General features: G+C 41.8%; 20 protein-coding genes and 2 pseudogenes. 3 read left to right on the top strand and 19 right to left on the bottom strand.

Annotation, left to right across the window (positions count from 1 at the left end; genetic code table 11):
• Window positions 1–143: 143 nt before the first annotated feature.
• From CZ794_RS14175 to CZ794_RS09125, 7 genes and pseudogenes are all read right to left on the bottom strand, one after another.
• Window positions 144–518 (bottom strand): annotated as a pseudogene (locus tag CZ794_RS14175) (MobA/MobL family protein).
• Between the two features lie 2 nt (window positions 519–520).
• Window positions 521–775, bottom strand: a complete 255-nt coding sequence (locus CZ794_RS09150) for a hypothetical protein (protein WP_087041294.1) — start codon at window positions 773–775, stop codon at window positions 521–523.
• Between the two features lie 222 nt (window positions 776–997).
• Window positions 998–1318, bottom strand: coding sequence for a hypothetical protein (locus CZ794_RS09145; RefSeq protein ID WP_087041293.1), 321 nt, complete (start codon window positions 1316–1318; stop codon window positions 998–1000).
• A gap of 282 nt (window positions 1319–1600) precedes the next feature.
• The gene (locus tag CZ794_RS09140; protein ID WP_087041292.1) at window positions 1601–4783 is read right to left on the bottom strand and encodes a type I restriction endonuclease subunit R; all 3183 of its coding nucleotides are present in this window, start codon (window positions 4781–4783) and stop codon (window positions 1601–1603) included.
• 65 nt (window positions 4784–4848) lie between these two features.
• Window positions 4849–5535, bottom strand: coding sequence for a hypothetical protein (locus tag CZ794_RS09135; RefSeq protein WP_087041291.1), 687 nt, complete (start codon window positions 5533–5535; stop codon window positions 4849–4851).
• A gap of 52 nt (window positions 5536–5587) precedes the next feature.
• Window positions 5588–6931: a restriction endonuclease subunit S gene (locus CZ794_RS09130; RefSeq protein ID WP_087041290.1), complete on the bottom strand. Its 1344-nt coding sequence runs from the start codon at window positions 6929–6931 to the stop codon at window positions 5588–5590.
• Window positions 6921–8510 (bottom strand): class I SAM-dependent DNA methyltransferase, encoded by a 1590-nt coding sequence (locus tag CZ794_RS09125; RefSeq protein WP_087041289.1) that lies wholly within the window; start codon window positions 8508–8510, stop codon window positions 6921–6923. The genes CZ794_RS09130 and CZ794_RS09125 overlap by 11 nt, the downstream gene beginning before the upstream one ends.
• Window positions 8511–8997: 487 nt before the next feature.
• On the opposite strand from CZ794_RS09125, the gene CZ794_RS09120 reads away from it, so the two are divergent.
• The gene (locus CZ794_RS09120; RefSeq protein WP_087041288.1) at window positions 8998–9990 is read left to right on the top strand and encodes a DUF2939 domain-containing protein; all 993 of its coding nucleotides are present in this window, start codon (window positions 8998–9000) and stop codon (window positions 9988–9990) included.
• Window positions 9991–10490: 500 nt separating this feature from the next.
• Here CZ794_RS09120 and CZ794_RS09115 read toward each other — a convergent pair.
• From CZ794_RS09115 to CZ794_RS09080, 8 genes and pseudogenes are all read right to left on the bottom strand, one after another.
• Window positions 10491–10601 (bottom strand): annotated as a pseudogene (locus tag CZ794_RS09115) (twin-arginine translocase TatA/TatE family subunit); the annotation flags it as partial.
• Between the two features lie 72 nt (window positions 10602–10673).
• Window positions 10674–11423, bottom strand: coding sequence for a glutaredoxin family protein (locus tag CZ794_RS09110; RefSeq protein ID WP_256958930.1), 750 nt, complete (start codon window positions 11421–11423; stop codon window positions 10674–10676).
• 59 nt (window positions 11424–11482) lie between these two features.
• Window positions 11483–11968 (bottom strand): DUF305 domain-containing protein, encoded by a 486-nt coding sequence (locus tag CZ794_RS09105; protein WP_087041287.1) that lies wholly within the window; start codon window positions 11966–11968, stop codon window positions 11483–11485.
• Between the two features lie 27 nt (window positions 11969–11995).
• Complete coding sequence (locus CZ794_RS09100; RefSeq protein ID WP_087041286.1) at window positions 11996–13018, bottom strand: copper resistance protein B; 1023 nt, start codon at window positions 13016–13018, stop codon at window positions 11996–11998.
• Window positions 13019–13043: 25 nt separating this feature from the next.
• On the bottom strand, window positions 13044–14750 hold the full coding sequence (locus tag CZ794_RS09095; RefSeq protein WP_087041285.1) for a copper resistance system multicopper oxidase: 1707 nt from the start codon (window positions 14748–14750) through the stop codon (window positions 13044–13046).
• 79 nt (window positions 14751–14829) lie between these two features.
• Entirely contained in the window at window positions 14830–15471 is a 642-nt protein-coding gene (locus CZ794_RS09090) for a DUF411 domain-containing protein (protein ID WP_087041284.1), read from the bottom strand.
• Between the two features lie 135 nt (window positions 15472–15606).
• Window positions 15607–16200 (bottom strand): cytochrome c, encoded by a 594-nt coding sequence (locus tag CZ794_RS09085; protein WP_087041283.1) that lies wholly within the window; start codon window positions 16198–16200, stop codon window positions 15607–15609.
• 91 nt (window positions 16201–16291) lie between these two features.
• On the bottom strand, window positions 16292–16552 hold the full coding sequence (locus CZ794_RS09080) for a hypothetical protein (RefSeq protein WP_087041282.1): 261 nt from the start codon (window positions 16550–16552) through the stop codon (window positions 16292–16294).
• A gap of 194 nt (window positions 16553–16746) precedes the next feature.
• Between CZ794_RS09080 and CZ794_RS09075 the strand changes: the two genes are divergently transcribed.
• Window positions 16747–17469: a heavy metal response regulator transcription factor gene (locus tag CZ794_RS09075; protein ID WP_087041281.1), complete on the top strand. Its 723-nt coding sequence runs from the start codon at window positions 16747–16749 to the stop codon at window positions 17467–17469.
• A 1-nt stretch (window position 17470) separates the two neighbouring features.
• A complete protein-coding gene (locus CZ794_RS09070) occupies window positions 17471–18943 on the top strand; it encodes an ATP-binding protein (RefSeq protein WP_087041280.1) in 1473 nt (490 codons plus the stop codon).
• A gap of 127 nt (window positions 18944–19070) precedes the next feature.
• Here CZ794_RS09070 and CZ794_RS09065 read toward each other — a convergent pair whose 3' ends face one another.
• The 4 genes from CZ794_RS09065 to CZ794_RS09050 all read right to left on the bottom strand — a co-directional run bounded on the left by CZ794_RS09065 (window position 19071) and on the right by CZ794_RS09050 (window position 22805).
• Window positions 19071–19322 (bottom strand): AlpA family transcriptional regulator, encoded by a 252-nt coding sequence (locus CZ794_RS09065; RefSeq protein WP_087041279.1) that lies wholly within the window; start codon window positions 19320–19322, stop codon window positions 19071–19073.
• 168 nt (window positions 19323–19490) lie between these two features.
• Window positions 19491–20402, bottom strand: a complete 912-nt coding sequence (locus CZ794_RS09060) for a hydrolase or metal-binding protein (RefSeq protein WP_087041278.1) — start codon at window positions 20400–20402, stop codon at window positions 19491–19493.
• Between the two features lie 134 nt (window positions 20403–20536).
• Window positions 20537–21631 carry a YqaJ viral recombinase family protein gene (locus tag CZ794_RS09055; RefSeq protein WP_373407916.1) on the bottom strand — a complete coding sequence of 365 codons (1095 nt, stop codon included), beginning with the start codon at window positions 21629–21631 and terminating at the stop codon, window positions 20537–20539.
• A gap of 178 nt (window positions 21632–21809) precedes the next feature.
• Entirely contained in the window at window positions 21810–22805 is a 996-nt protein-coding gene (locus CZ794_RS09050) for a DUF932 domain-containing protein (RefSeq protein ID WP_087041276.1), read from the bottom strand.
• Window positions 22806–22842: the final 37 nt, after the last annotated feature.

Here is a 22842-nt window from a genome sequence, read left to right as displayed (position 1 = left end):
ACTTGCTTAAGTTAATACGGTGACAGCATTTGCCACACGAGGCGAAATATAAGGCACTGGTGCACAAGATTTATGAGCAGTGTATTGCAGCTTGATATGTTCGCTGCTATAGCTCGAAAAGACTACTAGGATCGCCATAACCGTCAGATATAATGTATTGCCTCATCAACGGCAACACCATATTGATTGGCTAAGTCCTTGGCGAACTCATTAACCAACATGATCCGTTCACGTCCTGATAACTCATGAGGCAAATTAACGACAATCTCTCTAGCAGTTCTGCTGTTCTTTCTTGTTTCGGTGGCTTCCGCTAAGTTCCAAAGCTCATCACGCTTAATTTCTAAATCGTTTGGGGTATGAAGTCAAGTAGATACTACACCGCTTCTTTTGGTGTAGTCGTGTTCTTTGCCTGTGCGTTCATCTTTGATAGCAATACCGGCACGATAAGCAATAGACGCAGTGGCGGTTCTTCCGCTACTGCGCGATACTGGCTTAGTCGATAGGTGATAAATCGCCATACTTACTCAACAGAGGTATGTTTTAACTTGATGGCATCAAGGTCAATCGAATTATTGGTATCTAATGCTTTTCCTAGTTCTTGAAAAATCTTGTCAGCGACATCTTTCTCGCTAACTCTAAGCTGTAAAAAAATTCTGTTTCCTTGAGCTGGATGAATATTAATATCGTGGCAGGTAGCTGAGGTTGAATCTAGTTCAACTTGAGCAATATTATTTATGCTAATGTATTTATTCTCAAATTTTAAAAAAGCAGCCATTAGAAAATCCTTTATTTTATCTTTTAGGGGTCAAGGGGATTACCCCCTCTGCGAATTATGAAATCTATCTAACTATAACAAAGTGAAATGTTAGCATAGTTTTTGTAAGTTTATACTTATCCAAAAAACTGGAAGGTAAATAAAAAATACCTGTACTTAAAATATATTCGGTGGTTACTTTAGGTTTTAATAAGGTTGCTATAATAAATTAGAACTCGGAACTTATCCATAAGGAGTGTAGCCAATACAGTGTGCCGTACTTCTTTGGTTTTCAATACCTAACTCTGAACAAATGATGTCATACATGTCTGGAGAAAAACCGCCTCTGCGAAACCATGTTCTTCCTTCTTTACTCATTTCCACTGTCCCAGATATCTTTCCATAAACACCTTCAAGATTATTTTTTACAATAAAATTAGATATTTCTATTATCGTTGTGAAATTACTATAGTAAGCATTTTCTAAGAGATTATTTAACATTTCGGTAACTTCAGGTTCAAAACAATATTTGTGAGTGAGTGTTAACAATGTGAAATTTTTCATGTTTTTACTAAAATGCCTATAGAAATGTAAATTTATTAAACCTTAAAAAATCTAATATTTGGAGAACAGTCTAAGTCCAATATTAAATATTAAGGATCTTGAGTAGAAAAGAAACACTGGATGAAGCTAATCGTTTACAAAAGTAGATTTAAAAACTGAACCGCCCCGACTATATCGGAGGTTGATTTACTTGAGTCAGGCAGCCATGCCTGACATGATGAAGTTGTCATAACTCTGCTTTACAAACTCAGAGAGGTCATACCAAATTACGTCTGAGTACAACTAAACCACCCTACTTTTCTTAAAGTTCTCAGCCTGCTCAAATATCTCTTTATAGACCTCTTTTGAATCAACAGGTGGATAGCCCCATTCATCGAGCAATACCATTAGATCAAACTGTAGCTCAGCTTTGATGTCATCACGCTTGTTCCAGTCAGTGTATCTAGCCTTATCATCGATGAGCTTTTTCACTTCTTTAGACAGCTCAAGCAGCTTGTCTTCTGGATAGGTAAAGTCGTACTTATGCGCCAATGATAGCAAAATGTCATAAAACGCTTTTTCTTCAAAGTCGATACCCATCTCACTAAATGATGCCATCTCTTCACGCAGCTCGTGATACAGCTTGATGATCTCATCAGAGAAGTCGCCAATGACTTCAGCGCGCAGTAAATCTTGCTCGTTACGGTCGTTATACTTCTCAACGAGCGCATTCATTTTCTTACTGAAATCCACGCCCTTCACCTTATTGGTCTTTTTCAGCTCACCAATGGCTTTTGCGAGTAGCTGTTGTAGCAGCTCCAGCTTGGTATTGGGCTGCTTAATCACCTCAAGCTTGGCTAGGTAGTCTTCATCGAAGATATCGATCTCACCGTCGGTGTTATCGCCCAGCTTAAAGATCTCTTCAACGCCATCACTCATCAGTGCAGCTTTTACCAAGTCACGTACCTTTTGATTCATTTGTTCAACGTCAGGCGCACCGCCAGTGGTAATTTTAAAGATGATGGTACGAATAGCTAGGTAGTAATGAATCTTGTCCTTGTGCACCTTGTTAAGCGCTTCACTACCCACGCAAATATCATAGGCAGACTTCAGACGCTTGGCCAAATCCATAAAGCGTTTCTCTAGCTTTTTAGATTGCAGCGCAAAGTCAGCTGCTGCATTTAAGCAATTGAGCTGCTCTAGTGGCGTGCCGTTAAAGTAAAGGCTTGCGTCAAACTTATGATAGACCGTATCGAGTAGCTTTAAATGGTCTTTGACTACTACGACTGACTTTTGGATATCGTCCAGGTTTTGAACCTGACCGCCTGTGTAATGCGAGAGCGCCAGATTCATCTGCTTTTTGATACCGATATAATCAACGACTAAGCCACTCTCTTTGCCTTCAAACTTACGGTTGACCCGTGAGATGGTCTGAATCAAGCTATGTTTTTGTAAGGGTTTATCAATATAGATGGTATCTAGGAATGGCACGTCAAAGCCTGTGAGCCACATGTCGACGACGATGGCGATCTTAAAGTTAGACTTGCCATTTTTAAACTGACGGTCTAGCTCTTTGCGGTAGTCTTTATTACCAAGACTGTCCCACATCCCTTTTGCATCATCCTTGTTACGAGTCATGATCATCTTGACGCGCTCCATCGGTTTGACCTTTTTCTTGTCGCTTTCAGATAAGATTGAACCTTCTTCGCACGCTCGTATCTCATCCCATTCAGGACGCAGCTCTATGATGTCTTTATATAACTGATAGGCGGCTTCACGGCTGCTACAGACAAACATTGCCTTGCCTTTCTGCGTGGTACCCTCTTCTACTCGCGCTTCATAATGCTGAACAAAGTCTTCAGCAATGGCTCTGATGCGGTCAGGGTCACCAAGAATAGTGGACATGCTCGCCATGGCTTTTTTGCTTTTCTCTATCTGATACTCATTGGTGCCAGCATCTGCGCTTTCTTTATAGTATTTTTCTACTTCATCAAGCTGTTTGCTATCGAGTAATACTTTGGCAGCGCGACCCTCATAAACGATACGTACCGTGATTTCATCGAATACCGATTCGACCATGGTATAGCTATCAACCACTGGACCGAAGACATCAAGGGTGGCATCAATCGGTGTACCCGTAAAGCCAACGTAAGTGGCATTGGGCAATGAGTCATGTAAGTACTTAGCGAAGCCGTAGGTCTTTTTCACACCGTTTTCGGTGACGGTGACTTTTTGTTGGAGATTGATTTGGCTACGGTGTGCTTCATCTGAAATACAGATGACGTTGGTACGCTCGGTCAGTAGGGCTAAGTCTTCGGTGAACTTATGAATGGTGGTTAGGAACACACCGCCACTTCTGCGACCTTTTAACTGTTCGCGTAGATGCGCTCGACTTTCGACACTGATGATATTGTCATCGCCGATATAGGTCTTGGCATTGGTAAAGGTTTCAGACAGCTGACCGTCTAAATCGGTGCGATCAGTGATTAAGATAATGGTTGGACTGCCAAGCTCCACATCGCGCATCAGCAGACGTGCGAGAAACAGCATGGTAAAACTCTTGCCACAGCCAGTCGCGCCAAAGTACGTACCACCCTTCCCGTCACGTAAGCCATTATCGTCAATCAAGTTGCCATGACTATCGAGCCGCTTCATGTGCTGTTTGATATTGGCGTATAGCTTGGTGGCTGCATAATACTGCGGGTAACGACATACTATCTTCTCTTCCTTGCTTGATTTGTCAGGCACATAGATGAAATTGCGGATGACATCAACCAAACGTGCTTTATCGAATAAGCCGCTAATCATGGTTAGTAAGGAATGGATACTGTCTTTCTCTAATTTCTCATCGCCAGTGACTTTGCGCCAAGAGTAGTAGAACTCATAAGGCGCAAAGAACGAACCCATCTTTGAGTTGACCCCATCACTGATGACACATAGGGCATTGTATTTAAACAGCTCTGGAATATCGCGCTTATAGCGAGTGGTCAGCTGGGTATAGGCATCAAACATAGTGGCATCTTCACGGATGCTGCTCTTAAACTCAAACACTACCAATGGTAAGCCATTGATAGAGAGAATACCATCAGGAATACGCAGCTCAAAGCCTTGTATATCCATCTGATTGACGATGCGATAGCGATTGTTATCGAGTGCTTCATAATCAATCAGTTGGATGTATAAGTCTTTTTGGGTATAGTCCTCACGCTTGAGTGTGAAGCCATCAGCAATAAGCTTCATAATGGCTTTGTTGGTATCGTACAGATCGGACGCAGGAAGGTATTCAAGCTTATGAATGATGGACTCAATCTCATACTCTGTGATCAAATCTGCTTTATAACGGGTTGCCAGAAACTGTCGAAGATCAGACTTAATCAGCACATCATCAGGATTACGGTTAAGTGCTTCACCAACCGTGTGTGGATAGCCCTCGGCTGCTAGCAATTCGATAATGGCTTGTTCAAGTCTGTCTTCGGTGAATTTCAATGCGTGCGTCCTTTTTATAAACTTAGCGTGTAAATCGAAACCCTAAGTACAATTTAAAGTTTCCTTCAGATAATCAAACAAGCGTTTTCATTTTTATCGCTAACATCAAAGAAATATTCATGCAACTTCTCTTTTTCATTAAATAAATCATAGAACGTTGATAGACCGCCTGAACCTTCTGAGTTCGTTTCAAGTAAGTATATATTCTTCTTATTTGGTGAGGAGAGTTCATAAGCTATTGAATAATTACCTCCCGTCATCTTGTAAAGACATACCGGCTTATAAAGAATATTTTTTTCAATCAAAGAATTAAAGGGTTTAACTTTTTCGTTTTCATCTGTGCTTAACATTCCAGCAGCTTCAGAATGATTTATACTTATCATGTCAACATTTTTAGTATTGTCTCCATAGTAACTAATCCCCCATGCGGCTTCAGCCTTACTATTGGGATTGTTATAAGGTGATTCCTTTAAGCTATAGTTATCAAAGTTTATCCGTATATATCCATTTTTCTGGAATTGCCTAGTGTATTCGTTTCTCTCAATGCCTTTGTCCCAAATAATTTTCGAGTCGTTAGTGCTAAAGCTCCATGAATTTGAAGCATTAGCATTAGGCATATAGTCTTTGACGAACTGACCAAACTCATACGAATTCAGGCTATTGGCCTGCTTGGGATATACATCAACTGCATTAGCATTGTGGCTATAGCAAATAAGTATAAATAGTAATGGCAGCGCATAGCTATTTTTCATTTTTGCACCTTATGGCTTAATTTTAAATTCTGTAGGCTACTTTCCAAGCATCCTAAAAAACATCATCGGGAATGCTGAGCTCACCTGACATCAACTTAGGCAAAAGAGTATCGCGGAGTTCAGATAAAGAAATAGCCTGCTTTGAACGAATATTATTTGCTAAATACATAGGTTTTACTTTATTTGAAAACTCTTCCATCAATATTAGTGGAGGTATTGCTACTGACCAGCTCATGATTGCTGCTTTATCGCCACGTGGCATTTTGGTTCCTTTTGACGTTGCAGTCATATAATCAAAGAAAGAATCCTGATAAAGAAGGCTAAATAGATATTCATTAGCTACAGCATCATTAGCTTGAAAGCCTAAAACATCATTTGACCGACCACCACTGAAACTAGCAAGCCATATCTTTTTGAAGTACGGACGTATATTAGAAATCAGGGTTTGTCCTACAAAGAACTTTGGAACTTGACTAGTAATCGCGATACTTGCTGCGTAAGAAATACCCGCTTTTTCTTTATTCATATTCTCAGTAGAAACATAATTTTCCAAACTGAGTTCTGAAGTATTTATTTTACCTTTCCCGAAAAAGCAAATATCAGCAAGCGTTCCAGATTCCCACCCCTTCGGAATCCAACCCATCTCTTCTGTAAACTCAAACTCATCAGGGAATAATGCCTGAATATCTGAATTGTCTTTTTTCTCAATGCCTTTACGTTGCTCAGCACGTTCGATAAATTCATCAGGAATGGCATTACCAGCTGCGAGCGCATTATCAATCACGGGATCAAAGTCAACAAACCAGCTTTTAAATAACGCCTGCGCCATCGCTTCTAGCGTTTCGTTCATTTGGCGGTTTAGCTCGATTTTGTCGTCTAATGAGCCAAGGATATGGGCAATGGCTTTTTGAGTATCCAAACTTGGTATGTTCAAAGGAACGCGCTTGAGTATTCCTGTATTAAGATTAGGCATAGTAGCGCCAACAGCGTGTCTGATTATCCACTCTTGATTTATAGGCGAACTTAAGTGATAGGTCAAGAAACGAGCATCTATGCTATTACCAGGTCTTACAAGTAAGCATCCAGTACCACAAAACATTCCTTCTTCAAGTTCAGTAATCAACGCTTTTCTAGTTACGTCACCTCGGCGACTGTATACGATATCGTTCTTTTTCACTAAATGCTTTGATAGTCTTTCTGCATCTTCCTTAGTTATTCTAGCTATACCAGATAAATCTATTTTATTATTGATAATATTAAGAGGCATGATTACTGGAATCCCCTCATCAACATAATCAGAGGCATGTAATTGGCTACCAAATGGTCCTGTCTGAATTATTCCATTGCCTAGCTTTACTATTTCTCCAAGAGTTGTTTTTACCCAATCACTCGCCATAACCCAACACCTCCAAATTCTGACGAATAGTTGCATCTAGTTTTTGTGACTCTTGCATCTGTGCATACAGCGTTTGGCTGAGTTCTAACATTTTTGTCTCAAACAGGATTCCGTCATCCTCAATTGCAGCAGCACCGACATAACGCCCAGGCGTGAGCACATAGTCATTAGCTTCGATATCCGCTAGGCTTGCTGATTTACAGTAGCCTGCCTCATCGCTATAGGCTTCATAACCGCCAGCTTCTTTCTCTCCGCGCCATGCATGATAAGTCTTAGCAATCGCCTCAATATCATCAGTAGAAAATTCTTTATGGGTACGATCTATCATTGCACCGATATTACGGGCATCAATGAATAGCGTCTCACCGCTGCGATTACGCAGCCCACGTGCTTGACTATCAGCGGACTTGACGGCTTTGTCTTTACTGATAAACCATAAGCACACCGGAATCTGCGTGGTATAAAACAGTTGACCCGGTAGCGCAATCATACAATCGACCAGATCATTTTTGATGATTTGCTCGCGTATATCACCTTCACCACTGGTGGTGGTAGACATCGAACCATTGGCCAGTACGAAACCTGCTGTACCGTGCTCAGAGAGCTTAGATATCATGTGCAATATCCATGCATAGTTGGCATTACCCGTTGGCGGTGTCGGATAGCCTGCCCAGCGTGGATCATCGACCAGCTCATCAGGCGCGCGCCAATCCTTTTGGTTAAAAGGTGGGTTTGCCATGATGAAGTCGGCTTTTAGGTCTTCATGCTGATCTTTAAAGAAGGTATCGGCTGCCACATCACCCAAGTTGCTAGAGATACCACGAATGGCGAGGTTCATTTTGGCGAGCTTGTAGGTGGTGCTGGTGTACTCCTGCCCATAGATAGACACGTCTTTGGTATTGCCATGGTGACTCTCAATGAACTTGATGGACTGGACAAACATGCCGCCTGAACCGCAGCAAGGATCATAGATTTTGCCTTGATATGGCTCAACCATCTCTGCAATCAGATTGACCACAGACTTAGGCGTATAGAACTCACCACCGCCCTTGCCTTCAGTCGCGGCAAACTTACCCAAGAAATACTCATAGACACGCCCTACCGTGTCTTCCTCAGGATTACCAATGGTATCGATGTTATTGACCACATCAATCAAAGCAGCAAGTTTACTAGCCGTTAAGCCAAGACGCGAGAAGTAGTTGTCAGGCAATGCGCCTTTCAATGATTGGTTGGTCTTCTCAATGGTACTAAGCGCCGTATCAATTTTAAGGGCGATATCTTCTTGCTTGGCATTCTGCTGAATAAAGCTCCAACGGCTCTCCTCTGGCAAATAGAACACGTTATCTTTGGTATAGGCTTGCACCACATCGATATGTTTTTCATAGCCCGTATCGATCAGCTTTTGGCGCTGCTGCTCAAAAGTATCACTGATGAATTTTAAGAAAATCAGGCTAAGAACGATGTGCTTATATTCTGAGGATTCAACGCTACCTCGTAGCTTGTTGGCCGCATCCCAAAGGGCTTCTTCAAAATTGCCATTGTCTGTTTTATCTTTTTTGCTTACCGATGTTTTGGCCATGTTTTTTTGTTCTCTATGCTCTGATGGCTAACCATGAAATAAATGTATGGTTAGCCGTACAAGAAAGTGATTTGTTTTGTGATAACAATTTTAACTAGATTGGGCTTTTAAGCAAGCTTATCTATCAATTCATTTTTGGAAGGAACTGTTATCTCGTACTCGATATAGATCACAAACAATGGTTAATTTTTATTTTGCTCGACTCAGAATTTATATAGACCTAAGCAAATTACTCTATGAACGACAACGTTGATGTTCTTGTCGAATACTAAAAGGTATTTTGATAAATAAAAGCTTATTAAATTGTTTTGCAAGTCAACTAATGTTAGCATTAATTTCTAAATGTTACTACTATGTAAACATGTATAAATACACAAATTTGGCGAAAATTACGATTTGTAAGCACGGCAGCTAATAACCTTCAAGCGTTATAAGTAAATGGTGCTTCATCGTATTTTAATATTGTTAAAAATTCAGGAGAGATCTTTTGAAAAAGCTTTTACCTTGGCTGGCTGGCTTGTTGGTTATATTTGCGATTTATCTCTACGCTTCACCATATATAGCTTTGTACAATATTAAAAATGCTGTTGAACAGAAAGACGCAGATAAGCTGTCAGGGTATATTGACTTCCCTAGCGTTAAGCAGAGCATAAAAGATCAAGTCAAAGCTGCTATGGTTGAAGAGCTTGCTGCAAGTGATGAGCAAGATGGTTTTGAAGCTTTAGGAACGATGTTAGCCGCTGCAATGATAGATCCACTCGTTGATGGTTTGGTCACACCTGATGGGGTTGCATTAATGTTTCAAGGGCAAAATTTGGATTTTGACTCAAGTAATGACAGCTCTGAAGATAAGGCTAAAATCAACAATGAAGATATTGATTATAAAGCTGGCTACCTATCCTTTAATCAATTCAAAGTTCAGATCATTGATGCTGATGATTCGGATGAGTCATTAGATGTGATTATGCAGAGAGACGGTCTTAGCTGGAAAGTCACAAGGATTTCTTTTTCATTAGACTTAAAAGATAAAAACTCTAATAAGAACATCGAGGAATCATCTGTCACTGACTTCGGCTTGATTGATGAAGATGTTGCAAATGAAACCTATGATGACATATTCCAAGATCTAAGTGAGCAACTGGATACTGATACTACGTCTATATCAGATGAGAGTGAAGCTACTTATGATACGTCGAATAATGACTACTACGATAATGGAACCGGTGATTACTCTGTAGAAACGACCGAACTACTAACACCAGCACAAGCAGCACACATTGACTACCTTGTTAATAACGATATTGAAGTACCACAAGACATGATAGATTTACTAAATGATTTTACCCTTGGTGGTGGCACAGATGCTGATCTGCGTAAATTCGTGATCGAACGTTCAGGTTATGACGACGGATATGATCCGTTAGCCGATTGTCGTAACCCAGATCTGACAGAAGCACAGTATATGAGTAGCTGTACTTGATGGATAGCTAGTAGTTCTGAAAAAAGCCACCTTAGCATTTTGCAAGGTGGCTTTTTTATTGGTAGAGGGTTGGGAGCAGTTATACGGTTTTTGGGAAAGGCTCATTTTGGGTAAACCTCTTATCATGTGTTCTAAATTAGTTGACCTCTACACAAGATATGCGTGTTCAGGTAAGCATATAACCAGTTTTATCTACTCGCTTTCACTCTTAAATAGCCTACCTACCTTTTCAATCAAAACACTAAAAAACATTACTTATTGACAAATTTAAGACTATTTAATCGTCTCTAGAGAGAGGTTTAAGTAATTGTTTTATATAGTTTTATTAATGGATAATAGTTCAAAAATAGTCTTTTTTTATAAAAAGACTATTTTTGTAATATTCGTAATAATAAAGATTATTCCGTGCAGTTTCTCTAAAAAATCATTATGTGTAAGAAGTATTTAATACTACATTTATTCTGTCATTATAAAAGCATAGCAGACAACAATCAGCAGCTTTGAACTGCCCCACCTAAATCTTTACCTGCATTCTTGAGCTTAGCAGTATCAAACACGACCACTACTATTACCAATATAATCAGCCAATGTGTGATAGAAAAACTACCTATAAAGCTATCTTTATACTCTAAATGATTCACGGATTTATTTAGATTCAAGCCTAAGGCCAATCATCATAAGAACTAGAATATGCTTGAAAATTTCATGAGCATATATATGCCCATACCAACCATCATGATGTTTTCAGTCAAAGACACAAAACCAAGCGGTACATTTGAGTTACCACCAACGCAGGCACATTTTAACTCACGCTTGTCTATATAGACGGCCTTAAACACTGAGAGGCCATTGATACCGCCTATAAATATAGCCACGGTAGCCGCTACTACACTTAGCCATGCGAGATCTGCTAACATGGCAATACCTACAAACGCCTCGGCGAAAGGATAAACGTAGGCGTAACGGACCACCTTACGTGCTAACAAATCATATCCCAAAAATTGATTGGTAAAGCTCTCCAAGTCTTGCAACTTTTGAATAGCAAGCACGATCATGGATAAGGCAACAAACCAGATGATAGTTTGTACCGAAAACAATGTGCTGCTAAAACCCCAACTGAGTGAAATACTAGCGAGTGCTGTGGTTGAGAATATCGCAATCACTGGCGTGTAGCTCATCTCAGTACTTTCAGAAACCTCTTTGCCAAAAAAGGCTTGCAGATCATCATACCCGCCTATGCGCTCGCCATCGATAAAAATCTGCGGCGTAGTTTTAACATTGAGCTTGTCTTTAAGTGCTTGAGTTTCAGCATCATTCGTCAAATGCTTGTCTTCGACCTGATAACCATTACGCTCTAAAAGATCGAGTGCTTTTAAACCAAATGGACAAACATGATCCGGTTTGACCATGCGATAAACCACGGCTGTTTTCACAATACACACTCCTATCTAATTTCTAACTTCTAGATTCCACCTTTTAAACTCTTCATGCTTTATTCCAGCTCATCAATCAACTGCTTCATTTCATTAATTTCACGCTTTTGTGCTTCTATGATATCGTCGGCAAGCTGCTGCACACGCGGATCTTCAATATCAGCACGACTACTAGTGAGAATAGCAATCGAGTGATGCGGTATCATGGCCTGCATCCAATCGACTTGATCGACTGTTGCTTGTGATCTAACACCCCAAATACCAACAGCAAACATCAATACGCTCAGACCATAGATCATCAAGTTAATTTTGGTCTTCTTATACATGTTGGTCATAAAGGCCAACATGACCACTGCCATACCTGCACCCATATACAGTGCCATATAGGCTCTGGTCTCACTAAAATAAATATGATCCCACTCATAAGTATTGAAATACATCATGATGTACATCACAATCGTAGACGTTAGAATCATCAGGGTGAACTTTACATACGGGTTCATGCCCTGTTGATGATTCATGTTTTTCTGATCTGAAGCATTCATAGTATATCTCCTATTATTTTAATGATATTAGAACCAGAATTTGACCCCCGTTGTCAAACTACTGCTATCAATTGATTCATTATGTTGACGTCGTTGACCACGAGCACTACCAAGCGCCGTCTCATAACTCACACCAACGTAAGGCGCTAATTGACGGCTTAGTGTCTCATAAGTCAGCCTCACTTCAGCCTCTAATTCATTAAAGCCTTTAGTAATATGGTTGTCGCTATCCTCTTTGCTAAATGCCGTTAGTTCTACTTCTGGTATCACAACCCAATGCTGATTCAAACGCCACTCATATTCTGCGCCGAGGTCCAATCGGACTTGTCCATCAGAGTACAGATAAGCCATTGCATCGGTTTCAATAAAATAAGGTGCTGTGCCCTCAATACCCGCCATAATAGCAGGCTTATCGTTCTCGGTATCGTAGGCTACCCCTGCCAAACCATTCCAGAAGATACTTAGTGGCTTCCAATAAGACAACGAGGTCAGACTATCAATTTCTTTATCACCCTTGGTCTGAACACTACCTTCGCTGCGTAAAGAGAGGCGGCGCTCATCTAGGCCATACCAAGCACCAACCTCATAATTAATCTGATCGTCATCAAACTGATAACCTAAATCATCTACAGAAACGCCCCATAATGGCATATCACCCATCATCATAGGCTTGCCATAACGTCCATAGGGAACACCGTTTGAGTAGTCAGGACTGCGAGCATCAGCTGGAGCCTGACCACCTTGCATACCGGACATGTCCATACTGCTGTGATCCATGCCTGACATATCCATGCTGCTATGATCCATACCTGACATATCCATGCTGCTATGATCCATACCTGACATGCCCATACTGCTATGATCCATATCCGGCATGTCCATACTGCTGTGATCCATGCCTGACATATCCATATTGCTGTGATCCATGCCTGACATATCCATGCTGCTATGATCCATGATGGGCATCTCAGCAGCATTTGCTAAAGGTAACGTTAATAACATCAAAGATGACATGCCAATAAACGGTAGACTTACTTTATAAATTTTCATAATAAGGCTCATATTCGAAGGTTTATTAAACGACGGCCACTTCTCTGAACATACCGGCTTCCATGTGATACAGCAGATGACAATGCCATGCCCATCGTCCAGCTTCTCCTGTCACATCGAAGCTAATCTTTTGCGCTGGCTGTACCATAATAGTATGCTTGCGCACCTGAAACTCACCATTAGGCATACGTAAATCACTCCACATCCCATGTAGATGCATCGGATGATTCATCATCGTGTCATTAACCAAGGTAATACGTACGCGCTCACCCGGCTTAATATTAACTGGTGTCGCGTCACTAAATTTGACCCCATCGAACGCCCAAATATAACGCTCCATGTTACCAGTCAAATGTAGCTCGATCTCTCGGGTAGGTTTGCGCTGCTCCGCAAATATTGCCTCATCGACAGAGCGCAGCTGACTATAATTCAATACCTCTCTATTAATATTGCGCAGGTTGATACCGGGATCATCAAGATTCATACGTGGACTGTCCACACGCATATCACTCTTAAAATCATATTCTGTTTTGGCATGACGGGCTTTATAACCATCAGCACCCATAGCGCCCATCATATCTGCCATTGTGAGCCATTCAACTTTGTCCATGGCAGGCGTTGCTGCACGAGCGCCTTCTTTGGTTGTAAGTGTTGCTGCGACATAGCCTGAACGGTCTATGTTTTGGGCAAATATGGTATGGGCATCTTTGGTCGGGGTAACGATGACATCATAAGTCTCAGCCACACCAATACGAAAATCATCAATCGCAACTGGTGCGACATCGATACCATCGGTTGCCACTACAGTCATTTTGAGACCGGGTATGCGCACATCAAAAATGGTTTGGGCTGAGGCATTGATGAAGCGTAATTTAACGCGCTGTCCTGCTTTAACGATTTGTGCCCAATTAGCTGCCGTTGTTTTGCCATTAATAAGGTAGGTAAAGGTAGTCTCACCCGACAAGTCAGTAAAATCGGTTGGCATCATGCGCATCTGATTCCACATTTTGCGCTTATCAAACGCGGTTTTCATATCTGTTTCGGCAATATCAGACAACAGCTTCTTGAAGTCTGGCAGATGATAGTTGTCAAAGTCTGCGCGCTGTTTGAGCAGCTTCAGTAGATTATGCGGGTTACGGCTGGTCCAATCACTGAGCACGATCACGTGGTCTTCTTCGATAGGATGACGCTCGCGACCTTTGGGTTCAATCACCATAGCACCCAGCATGCCAGTTTGTTCTTGGAACCCACTGTGTGAGTGATACCAATAGGTGCCTGACTGCATGAGCTTAAACTTATAAGTAAAGGTGCTGTGCGCAGGAATGCCCTCAAAGCTAATTCCAGGTACACCATCCATTTCAAACGGCACCAGCAACCCATGCCAATGAATAGAAGTTGATTCATCCATCTGATTATGAACACGTATCACCACCGTATCACCTTCACGCATCTTTAGCGTTGGTGCTGGCAGTGAATCATTGATGAGCGTCGCCATGCTCTTTTTACCGTTCACAATAGCAGACTGTTTACTGACGTATAAATCAAACTCTTTGCCTGTCAATATAGGTACTTTATGAGTGTTTTGATCACTATTAATGGTAGCCGCCTGACTGCCCGAGCGACTCGAATGGCCTAATGCGCTACTGGCAATGGTCGGTATCAAGGAAGCACCAAGGACAGCAGAAGATCCAGTCAAAAAACGTCGGCGGTTCAGTATGTTCTGTTTATTCATAATGATGACCTAATTTAATTTGCGAGATGGTGGTTAAGCTTATGGCTGTAATATTTCTTATATTTAACGAATAATTTAATCACAGTTGCTGCTGAGGAGACTCAATATCGGCATAAACTTCTGTGGTGCCGTCTTTGTTAAGCTGCATTACCTTGTAAGGCATAAATTTACCTTCATACTCCATACCGGGGCTACCAACAGGCATACTTGGTACAGCAAGTCCAATGGCTTGTGTAGGAGTATTTGCTAAGAACTGTGCCATGTATTTTGCAGGAACATGTCCTTCAAAAACAAAGCCGTCGGTGGTGACAGTGGTATGACAAGAACGCATCTGCTGCGGTACGCTATAGCGTTCTTTGAATAAAGACAGATCTTCAACATCGTGTGCGGTTGCGCTTAATCCATTATCTTCTGCATAGCTTACCCATTCTTTGCAACACCCACAGTTGGCATCTTTATAAACCGTCGCTGAAACATTTTTAAGTAGGTCTGATTGGTTGATTACAGGCGTCGTAACCGCTGTAGATTCAGCTTGTGTTTCTGTCACCTGAGTGGTTGATGTGGCGACAGTTGGCTCAGGTTGTACGGGTTTTGAATCAGAAGTGCCCGTATTTGATTGGCTACAAGCCGCTAGTAACAGTGAAGATGTCATCATCACTAAAAGAGTACGACCAGATAACTGGTTGTGCTTACTAGAAAACATATTGGTATAGCGTCTCATAAAACACTCCTAAGCATGTATTTGTCTATTGGACATTTTAAAATTTCTACAACCTATCACTAAATAAAGTAAAACAGGCCAAACTTAAATTGCAAAAGGTAGCACTATTTTAGTGCTACGCTTTTTATTAAATAATTAGTGCTGCATTTCAAAGCTATCATCCGACATATCCATATCTCCATCAAAGCTCATGTCCATAATGTCAGTGTCTATCCTCGTGGTCAGCATCGTGTACTGAGCGTCATTCAATTCAGGCAACGATCTAATGAAAGCCACCATTGCCCACATTCTGTCATCGTCGTGAGAGGCACCCCATGCTGGCATTCCAGACGCCATAATCCCATGCTTAATCACCCAAAATCCTTGCTGTGCGCCAGCTTTCGTTTGATAGCGCTTCACCACATCAGCGTTGGTAAAGTTGGGCGGTTTAGGGTATAGACTTTCACTAAAATCGGTGCTTTCCACCCCAGGTGATAAGTGACAGCCTGCACACATATCTTTATAATCCGCACCGCCTGTACTGATCATATCTACTTTTGCTAGGTTTGGAACGATGATGTCCTTGCTAGCATTTGCTATTGAGCGCGTGCGGGCAGTCTCTAAAAATTTATAAACCAGTGGACTATGGGCTTGATCAGCGCCAATATTTATCACACCACTAGTCACTACCGCAAAAACGCCTACAATAGCGACAAAGACAGCAAAGAGTATTCCTAGTAAAAACTTCATAGGCTCATCCTAAAAATCCATTTTTATTAATATCCGATTAACCTTTGATGAAAATCATCTAGCAATAATCATGAGCGTATAAAAGGAATCGTTAAGAGTCGCTATCACTGCTCACACAGTGTTTTTGGTACATCTGTTTCATTTTACCCATATTAGCCATCATTGCTTTCATGGCAGGATCATTCATGTCCATCTTGCTGTGATCCATCTTTTGCATCATCTGCATATGCTTTTCTATTTTTTCACAGTTCATCTGATCTTTTTCAGCATGCATCTTAGGGTCATGAGCCAAAGCTGACGTTGAAACAACTAAAGCGATAGCGGTTGCTACGATTGATTTAAATAGTGACATGATAGATCCTTATTTGATTGGTATGAAATCAACAAGACTTCAAAGTATTAAGTTACTCTAAAGCATACTTTATTGATTCTGACAGAGACATGACCGCAAGATTACAATATTGTCATCTTGCGAATTTTTGATGTTCAAAGCGGGGTTATGCTTTACTATGCTAGGTAAGCGTGAAAGGTATATGGGAAGCTATTATGAAAGTACTGCTTGTAGAAGATGAGTTGAAACTTGGCGAATATATAAAAAAAGGCTTAACTGAAGCTGGGTTTATTGTGGATCATCATCTAACAGGCCTAGATGGCTATCACGCATTGATGACTGAAGAATTTAGCGTGATACTGATGGATGTCATGCTACCGGATGTTAGTGGCTTTGAGCTGGTGCGTAACTACCGAGCTGCAGGTAAGCATACTCCTGTGCTATTTTTAACGGCAAAAGATGACTTAAGCGATAAGATAAAAGGGATTGAGATTGGGGGCGATGATTATTTAACCAAGCCTTTTGCATTTGCAGAATTGATAGTCAGAATAAAAAGCTTATTGCGACGTGCCAATCAAGTCGATTATCAAAGTACGATTATGCAAATAGCAGATCTCAAAATGGATATTGCAAAGCGTACCGTACATAGAAGAGACCAGCCTATTAAATTGACCGCAAAAGAGTTCTCGTTATTACAGTTTTTATTAGAGCGCCGAGGTGAAGTCCTACCACGCTCAGTCATCGCCTCTCAAGTATGGGATATGAATTTTGAAAATGATACGAACGTGATTGATGTGGCAATCAGGCGGCTTCGTATAAAAATAGACGATGAACATGAGGCAAAGCTGATTCATACTGTGCGTGGTATGGGCTACCGATTAGATGCTGTCAATACAATCGCTGATAGCAAGCCATCTGACGAAGCTGACGATATCTAATATGAAATATCGGTTAGATAGTCGACGCCTGCCATTACTGTGGCGCACCGTTTTTCTGCTAACCGTATTCGTAATTATCTCTCAAGTGATTATTTACGCGTGGGTGCAGCGTTCTGTCAGTGGACATTTTGAACAAATGGACTCTGAGATTATCACGCATGCAGCTTTTAACCTACGCAAAAGTATCAATGCTTCTGATGATCAGACAAAGTCAGCAGCAGCTTCAAAATCTCAGTCATTAACTAGCGCCAACCATCTACATCCTTCTCGGCTTGACTATGACTTAAAAACTGTCATTGCAAATAAAAACGGGGTACTGTTATCTAGCGATCCAACCAGCTTCATCAACGACCTACCATCAGATTTTAGCCTGCCACAATTGTGGCAAGTCTATCGTGATCAGCAATTCACGATTGAGATAAAGGGTAGGAATTACCGAGCAATCATCATCGAAAACCAAGAGGTTTTGGCACTTATTGCATTGCCCATCGATGTTCATCACCACTATCTCATGCATTTCAATCGTCAGCTTAGTATGATTTTATTCGCTATTACATTACTACTGGTGTCAGTAGCTGCATTAAGTGTGTATTGGGGTTTTGCACCTTTAGCCACTATCGTACAAAAAATGAAAAGGATTAACCCTGAAAGACTGGATGAAAGAATAACCGTCAGTGATATGCCTTTAGAGCTACGACCACTAGCAAAATCTTATAATTCAATGATGGTCAAACTTGAGAGTAATTTTGAATCCTTGTCTCGGTTTTCAGATAATATCGCCCATGAGCTCCGTACCCCAATTGCGACGCTGAGTACGCAAACGCAAGTCATGTTGAATAAGCCAAGAGATGGTAATGAATACATTGAGCAGCTACACCATCAACATGACACGTTAGAGCAGCTATCGGCTATGATTAATAATATGTTGCTGCTGGCAAAAACTCAAAAAGGCTTAAGCGACACGCAAATTAGTAACGTAGATACCGAGAGTCTAATCACAAAGCTGATAGACTATTATGAAATGATTGCAGAGGATCGTAAGATAGTTTTTGAGAAATCAGGTGATTTTAAAACAATACTAGGGGATGAAGGTTTATTGCAACGGTTGTTTGCCAATCTGATGTCAAATGCGATTTATTATGCAGCTAGTGACAGTGTTATCACTGTATCAGCTACCATCATTGCCTTAGATATCACTCTTGAGAGCTCAAAAGAAGATCCTCTATCCTCAAAACAATCATTATTAAGAATCGCCTTGACTAACCGCTTAGAAAAACCGCTAGAGCAAAGCGCGGCCGATAAATTATTTGAGCGATTCTATCGTCATGATAAAACAGACAATAAGTATTCTGGAACAGGACTAGGTCTATCTATTGTTCAAGCTATCGCTAATGCCCATAAAGGTAAAGTAAATATTACTATCAAAAATAAGTATTATTTTGAAGTCGCTGTAGAGTTATTGATTAGTGGGTAGTAAACGCCTTCACACTATAAAGTTTGGCATGTAAAAAATACATGAGATTGTTAGAAGTATATCTAATCTGTAAAATCTAGCAAAAAATAAACCGCCCTACCTTTAGTGGTAAAGCGGTTAGATAACTTTAAGCAGAGCGTTCTGCTATCTTAGTATTGATCCATTCTGCAATCTCACCCGCTACCCACACTACTCTCACTTGGGTAAGCTGTACTTTCTTAGGAAAGGTTGGATCATAGCGATCAGAGTTTTCGTTGATCATCTCATAGATGGTAGAACGACTAAGACCAGTATAGTTGCTAACATCTTTGATACTTAGCAACTGTGGTATATGATTGCATTGCTCGATTACAGGTTGTGCTGCGTTTAAATTTTCCATGATTATCTCCTTTGTAAGTTAATGAGAATCTTTCTTCTCATACAGTTACGGAGTCCCATATTTTTTTACGGCATCCCATACCGTCCGGCTTCTAACGTTGACTCAGACAACAAAAAAAGGAGCTGAATCAATCAGCTCTTTTTTTTGTTGCATATCCGTACAATTGTTTTAACTCACAGCCGTCACGCTTTTTCGTAGTCCGTGCTCGATGCTGGTCATGTTCTGAGTGGCTAACCCGTTCTGATAGTTTCCTTGCTGACTACTACTCATATTCTCTGTCTCCATCGGATAAAACTCTTCAGCCACATCCAGCAGACCATCGCTATCAATCTCAAAGCAGGAATTTACGTAACCTTGTTTGGCAGCTTCTTCTAAGGCCGCTTGATCAAAGCAGTGCTCGCTCAGTTCCGTATCAATTGCCTGCGCATCTTGTACGGCCTGTTTTAGAGTGACGCCTTCACGTAGCGTCAAATCCACGAAGTAGATTGGCGTACGATAGCTTTGCGTGGTGCTTTTACCTCGGAGTGTGAGTTGCAGAGGCAGACATGACAACTTGTTGCCTGATACTGCGGCAAAGTAGCTTAAGCGTGCGGCTAAAGTGCGAATACTATTAAAGCCTGTGGTTCGAAAGATAAACGTGCCAAGCTCATCATCCTCACTCAGATTAACGTACAGACGACCATACGGCTTACAAGCACCGCCTTGCGCCAACGGACAGCGATCTGGCGACGGGCAAGTAAGCTGCTCGACACCGTTATTGGTTCTACGCTGACACTTCTCACCGTCACCCACGCATAGTGGCCGACCTGTTTGTCTATCGAACAAGGTGTACTCAGCTCGCAGGTTTAGCTCAGGATCATTAAACAGCATGCGTACCGGTATTTGTCTGAGCTTACCGTCGTTATTTTCGCGTAGCTTTGCATCAAGTGGATGATTGACCCAGCCATCCTTGTTTTGGACTTGGCTGGTAATCGTGAATTGATCGTCTTTGGCAGGCAGACGCTTGCCGTCTTTTTCAATGACACGGCCGATGCTGATGCGACCTAATACGGGCGGGGTTATCGTTAGACCTTTAATCATGGTGATATTCCTTATATGTTTAATAGATTGTGTTTAGCCATAAAAAAGCCCACCTTGTTAGGTGGGCGGTTATGCGCTTGCTTGATTCGCTTCGACTGGTTGATTGCTGTGTTGATGATTGAGTGATTTTTAGCTCAATTATTGAGCACAACAAAGCGTCTGCTACCTTGCTGTGTTTTACTAAACTGCGCGAGCAATTCAGGATACGCTTTTATGACAGCTTTGCTATCAAGACCAACACTGTCTTTAGAGCGCTTCCAAGAAATAGCGCCCTTTGAGAACACAGCCACCTCATTATCGGCAATCAGTGTTTGCAGTTGATGCTTAACTTGATCAGAACGCTGCTCGATGTCTTCTATAGATGCGCGGTAGCTAAGTAATTGTTCAAACAACCTGTTGGCCCCATCATCGCCTCGTAGATCAACCTTGCTTGATGGCTTAGCAGTTGGATACAGCTGTTTTAATGCTCGCGCTGCTGACTCAGAGTGATCCGGTGTGGGCGGAGTATCCGTTTCCACGTATTGCCAGAACAAACGCTCATGCTCAGTGATAGATTCAACCAAGCGTTCGTCACGCTCAACCTTATAAATCTTCGCTTCATGTCCACAAAGTAGCACGCAGATATGGGCAGCAGTTTTGCCTGTAACCGCCAGTTGATGCTGTACTTGGCAAGTCACATAGAGAGGTACGCCATGTTTCCACAGCTTGGCCCCATGTTCACCAGCGGTTTTGCACTCTAAAATCTGAACCTCATCATTACCTGTAATGGCATAGTCCAAATTGGCCAGCATAAACGCTTTATCAGGATCAGGATGCTGCAAGACAGCATTAACGCGGCGTACTTTATTACCTGTATGCTCTTGGTAGTATTTTGCGACCATGGGTTCAAGCGTATTGCCCCAGTAGAGCGGCGAATACCCTTCAATGCCGTTATTACTACTGGCATCAATGTCTGAGCTCATGCGTCCTGTTTTGATCATCCATAGCTCAAGCATGGATAGATACGGATGGATACCGCAGGCAGCGGCAGCATCAGAGCTGCCAATACCTTGCTTTCGTACTCGTAGCCAGTCTTCACGGCTTAGTTTCTTGGTATTGACCAAACGCTTAGCGGTGGTTGATGTCTTTGGTTGAGCAAGTTTACTAATGACTTCATTTTGCTTTAGCGTGACCTCTGCTGGATTGTCCTTGATTTTAGACTTAGCGGTTCTGGACGTTTTACCTGTCATGACTGAACGTTTAGGTTTTAGCTGATTCGTGGTTGTGTTGTTTACTGCGATCAGGTTCATGGTGAACTCCTTTAGTAGATTTATTCTTGGTGATCTGTATCTGTAAATGTGCCTTGCTTAATTAACGGCATAAAAAAACCACGCGCAAAGGCGTGGTTGATTCATTAGATCAGACTATCTAAGCAATCAAGCGTAGCGCTTCATCGAGGCTTTTATCTTTAAGTTTGGCCCCAGCCCCAAACCAGGCGGAATCCAAGCGATGATCTTGCGACATCGCACGGCGTTCATGATCAACAAATTCTGTCATCGCATTTAACAACCCATAAGCCGTGTCTTTAGCGGATGCCAGATCTGCACCGCGACCTTGACCGTTAAACATGGACATCACCTGATTCATCGCTTTTGCATTAGGGATGGCATCTTTTTCCTTCTTCGCCGTATTAAACAGAATCAAGCCATCGTCTTTGACATCATTAAACACACGGTTTAAGTAGTTGGCTGCTTCTGCTTGCGTGACGCGTCTATTGGTTAACTGCTTCATCTCATAGTTAAACGCATCCCACTGGCTGACGGATACGCCCAATTGTTGCTTGACCTTCTCGGCATCAAAGGTAGTGCTATGCGGTACTTTCACCACACCGCCACTGCCATTAGCGAGGCTGATCGCTAAAGTGTTATTACACACCACGCGAATATTGGTGAATTGTGCTGTGGTGGCAAGCGTACCATCACAAGCGGTTGCTAGGAGCAGATAGCCATGACTGACATCACCGCCACGTAGCGTTGCTGATTGCCCCGTACGAGCGAGTGCCCAGAACTTACGGCCTTCTTTAAGTACACCAGCGGTTTCCAGCTCAAAGTCTGCTTGTTCAGTCAGATCACGATAAAACTCTAAAATCTCACTTGGTTGCACTTCTTGGTAGCGCTGACTCACCACTGATAACGGCTCAAGCGTGTCTGAGCGATACAGTACCTTGTTATTGTCATAAGGCATGATCAGGTTTTGCCCTTTATCGTTGGTTGCCATGTAGCTGACATCTGAGGATTCAATACGCCAATCCATCCCAGCCTCACGTGCCCAGACCTCAATCGGCTGTTTGGGGGATAGCTCGTTGCCAAGACCGTGCCATGGGGTGTCGCCGATGTATGCCATGCTTTCGATTAAATGTGCCATGTTGATTTTCCTTTTAAGTGTTATTTAGTGAGTTGAT

Source organism: Psychrobacter sp. JB385, assembly GCF_900163785.1.
Lineage (GTDB): Bacteria > Pseudomonadota > Gammaproteobacteria > Pseudomonadales > Moraxellaceae > Psychrobacter.
Note: the sequence above shows the minus strand (reverse complement) of the source record. Positions and strands in the feature narration are given on the sequence as shown.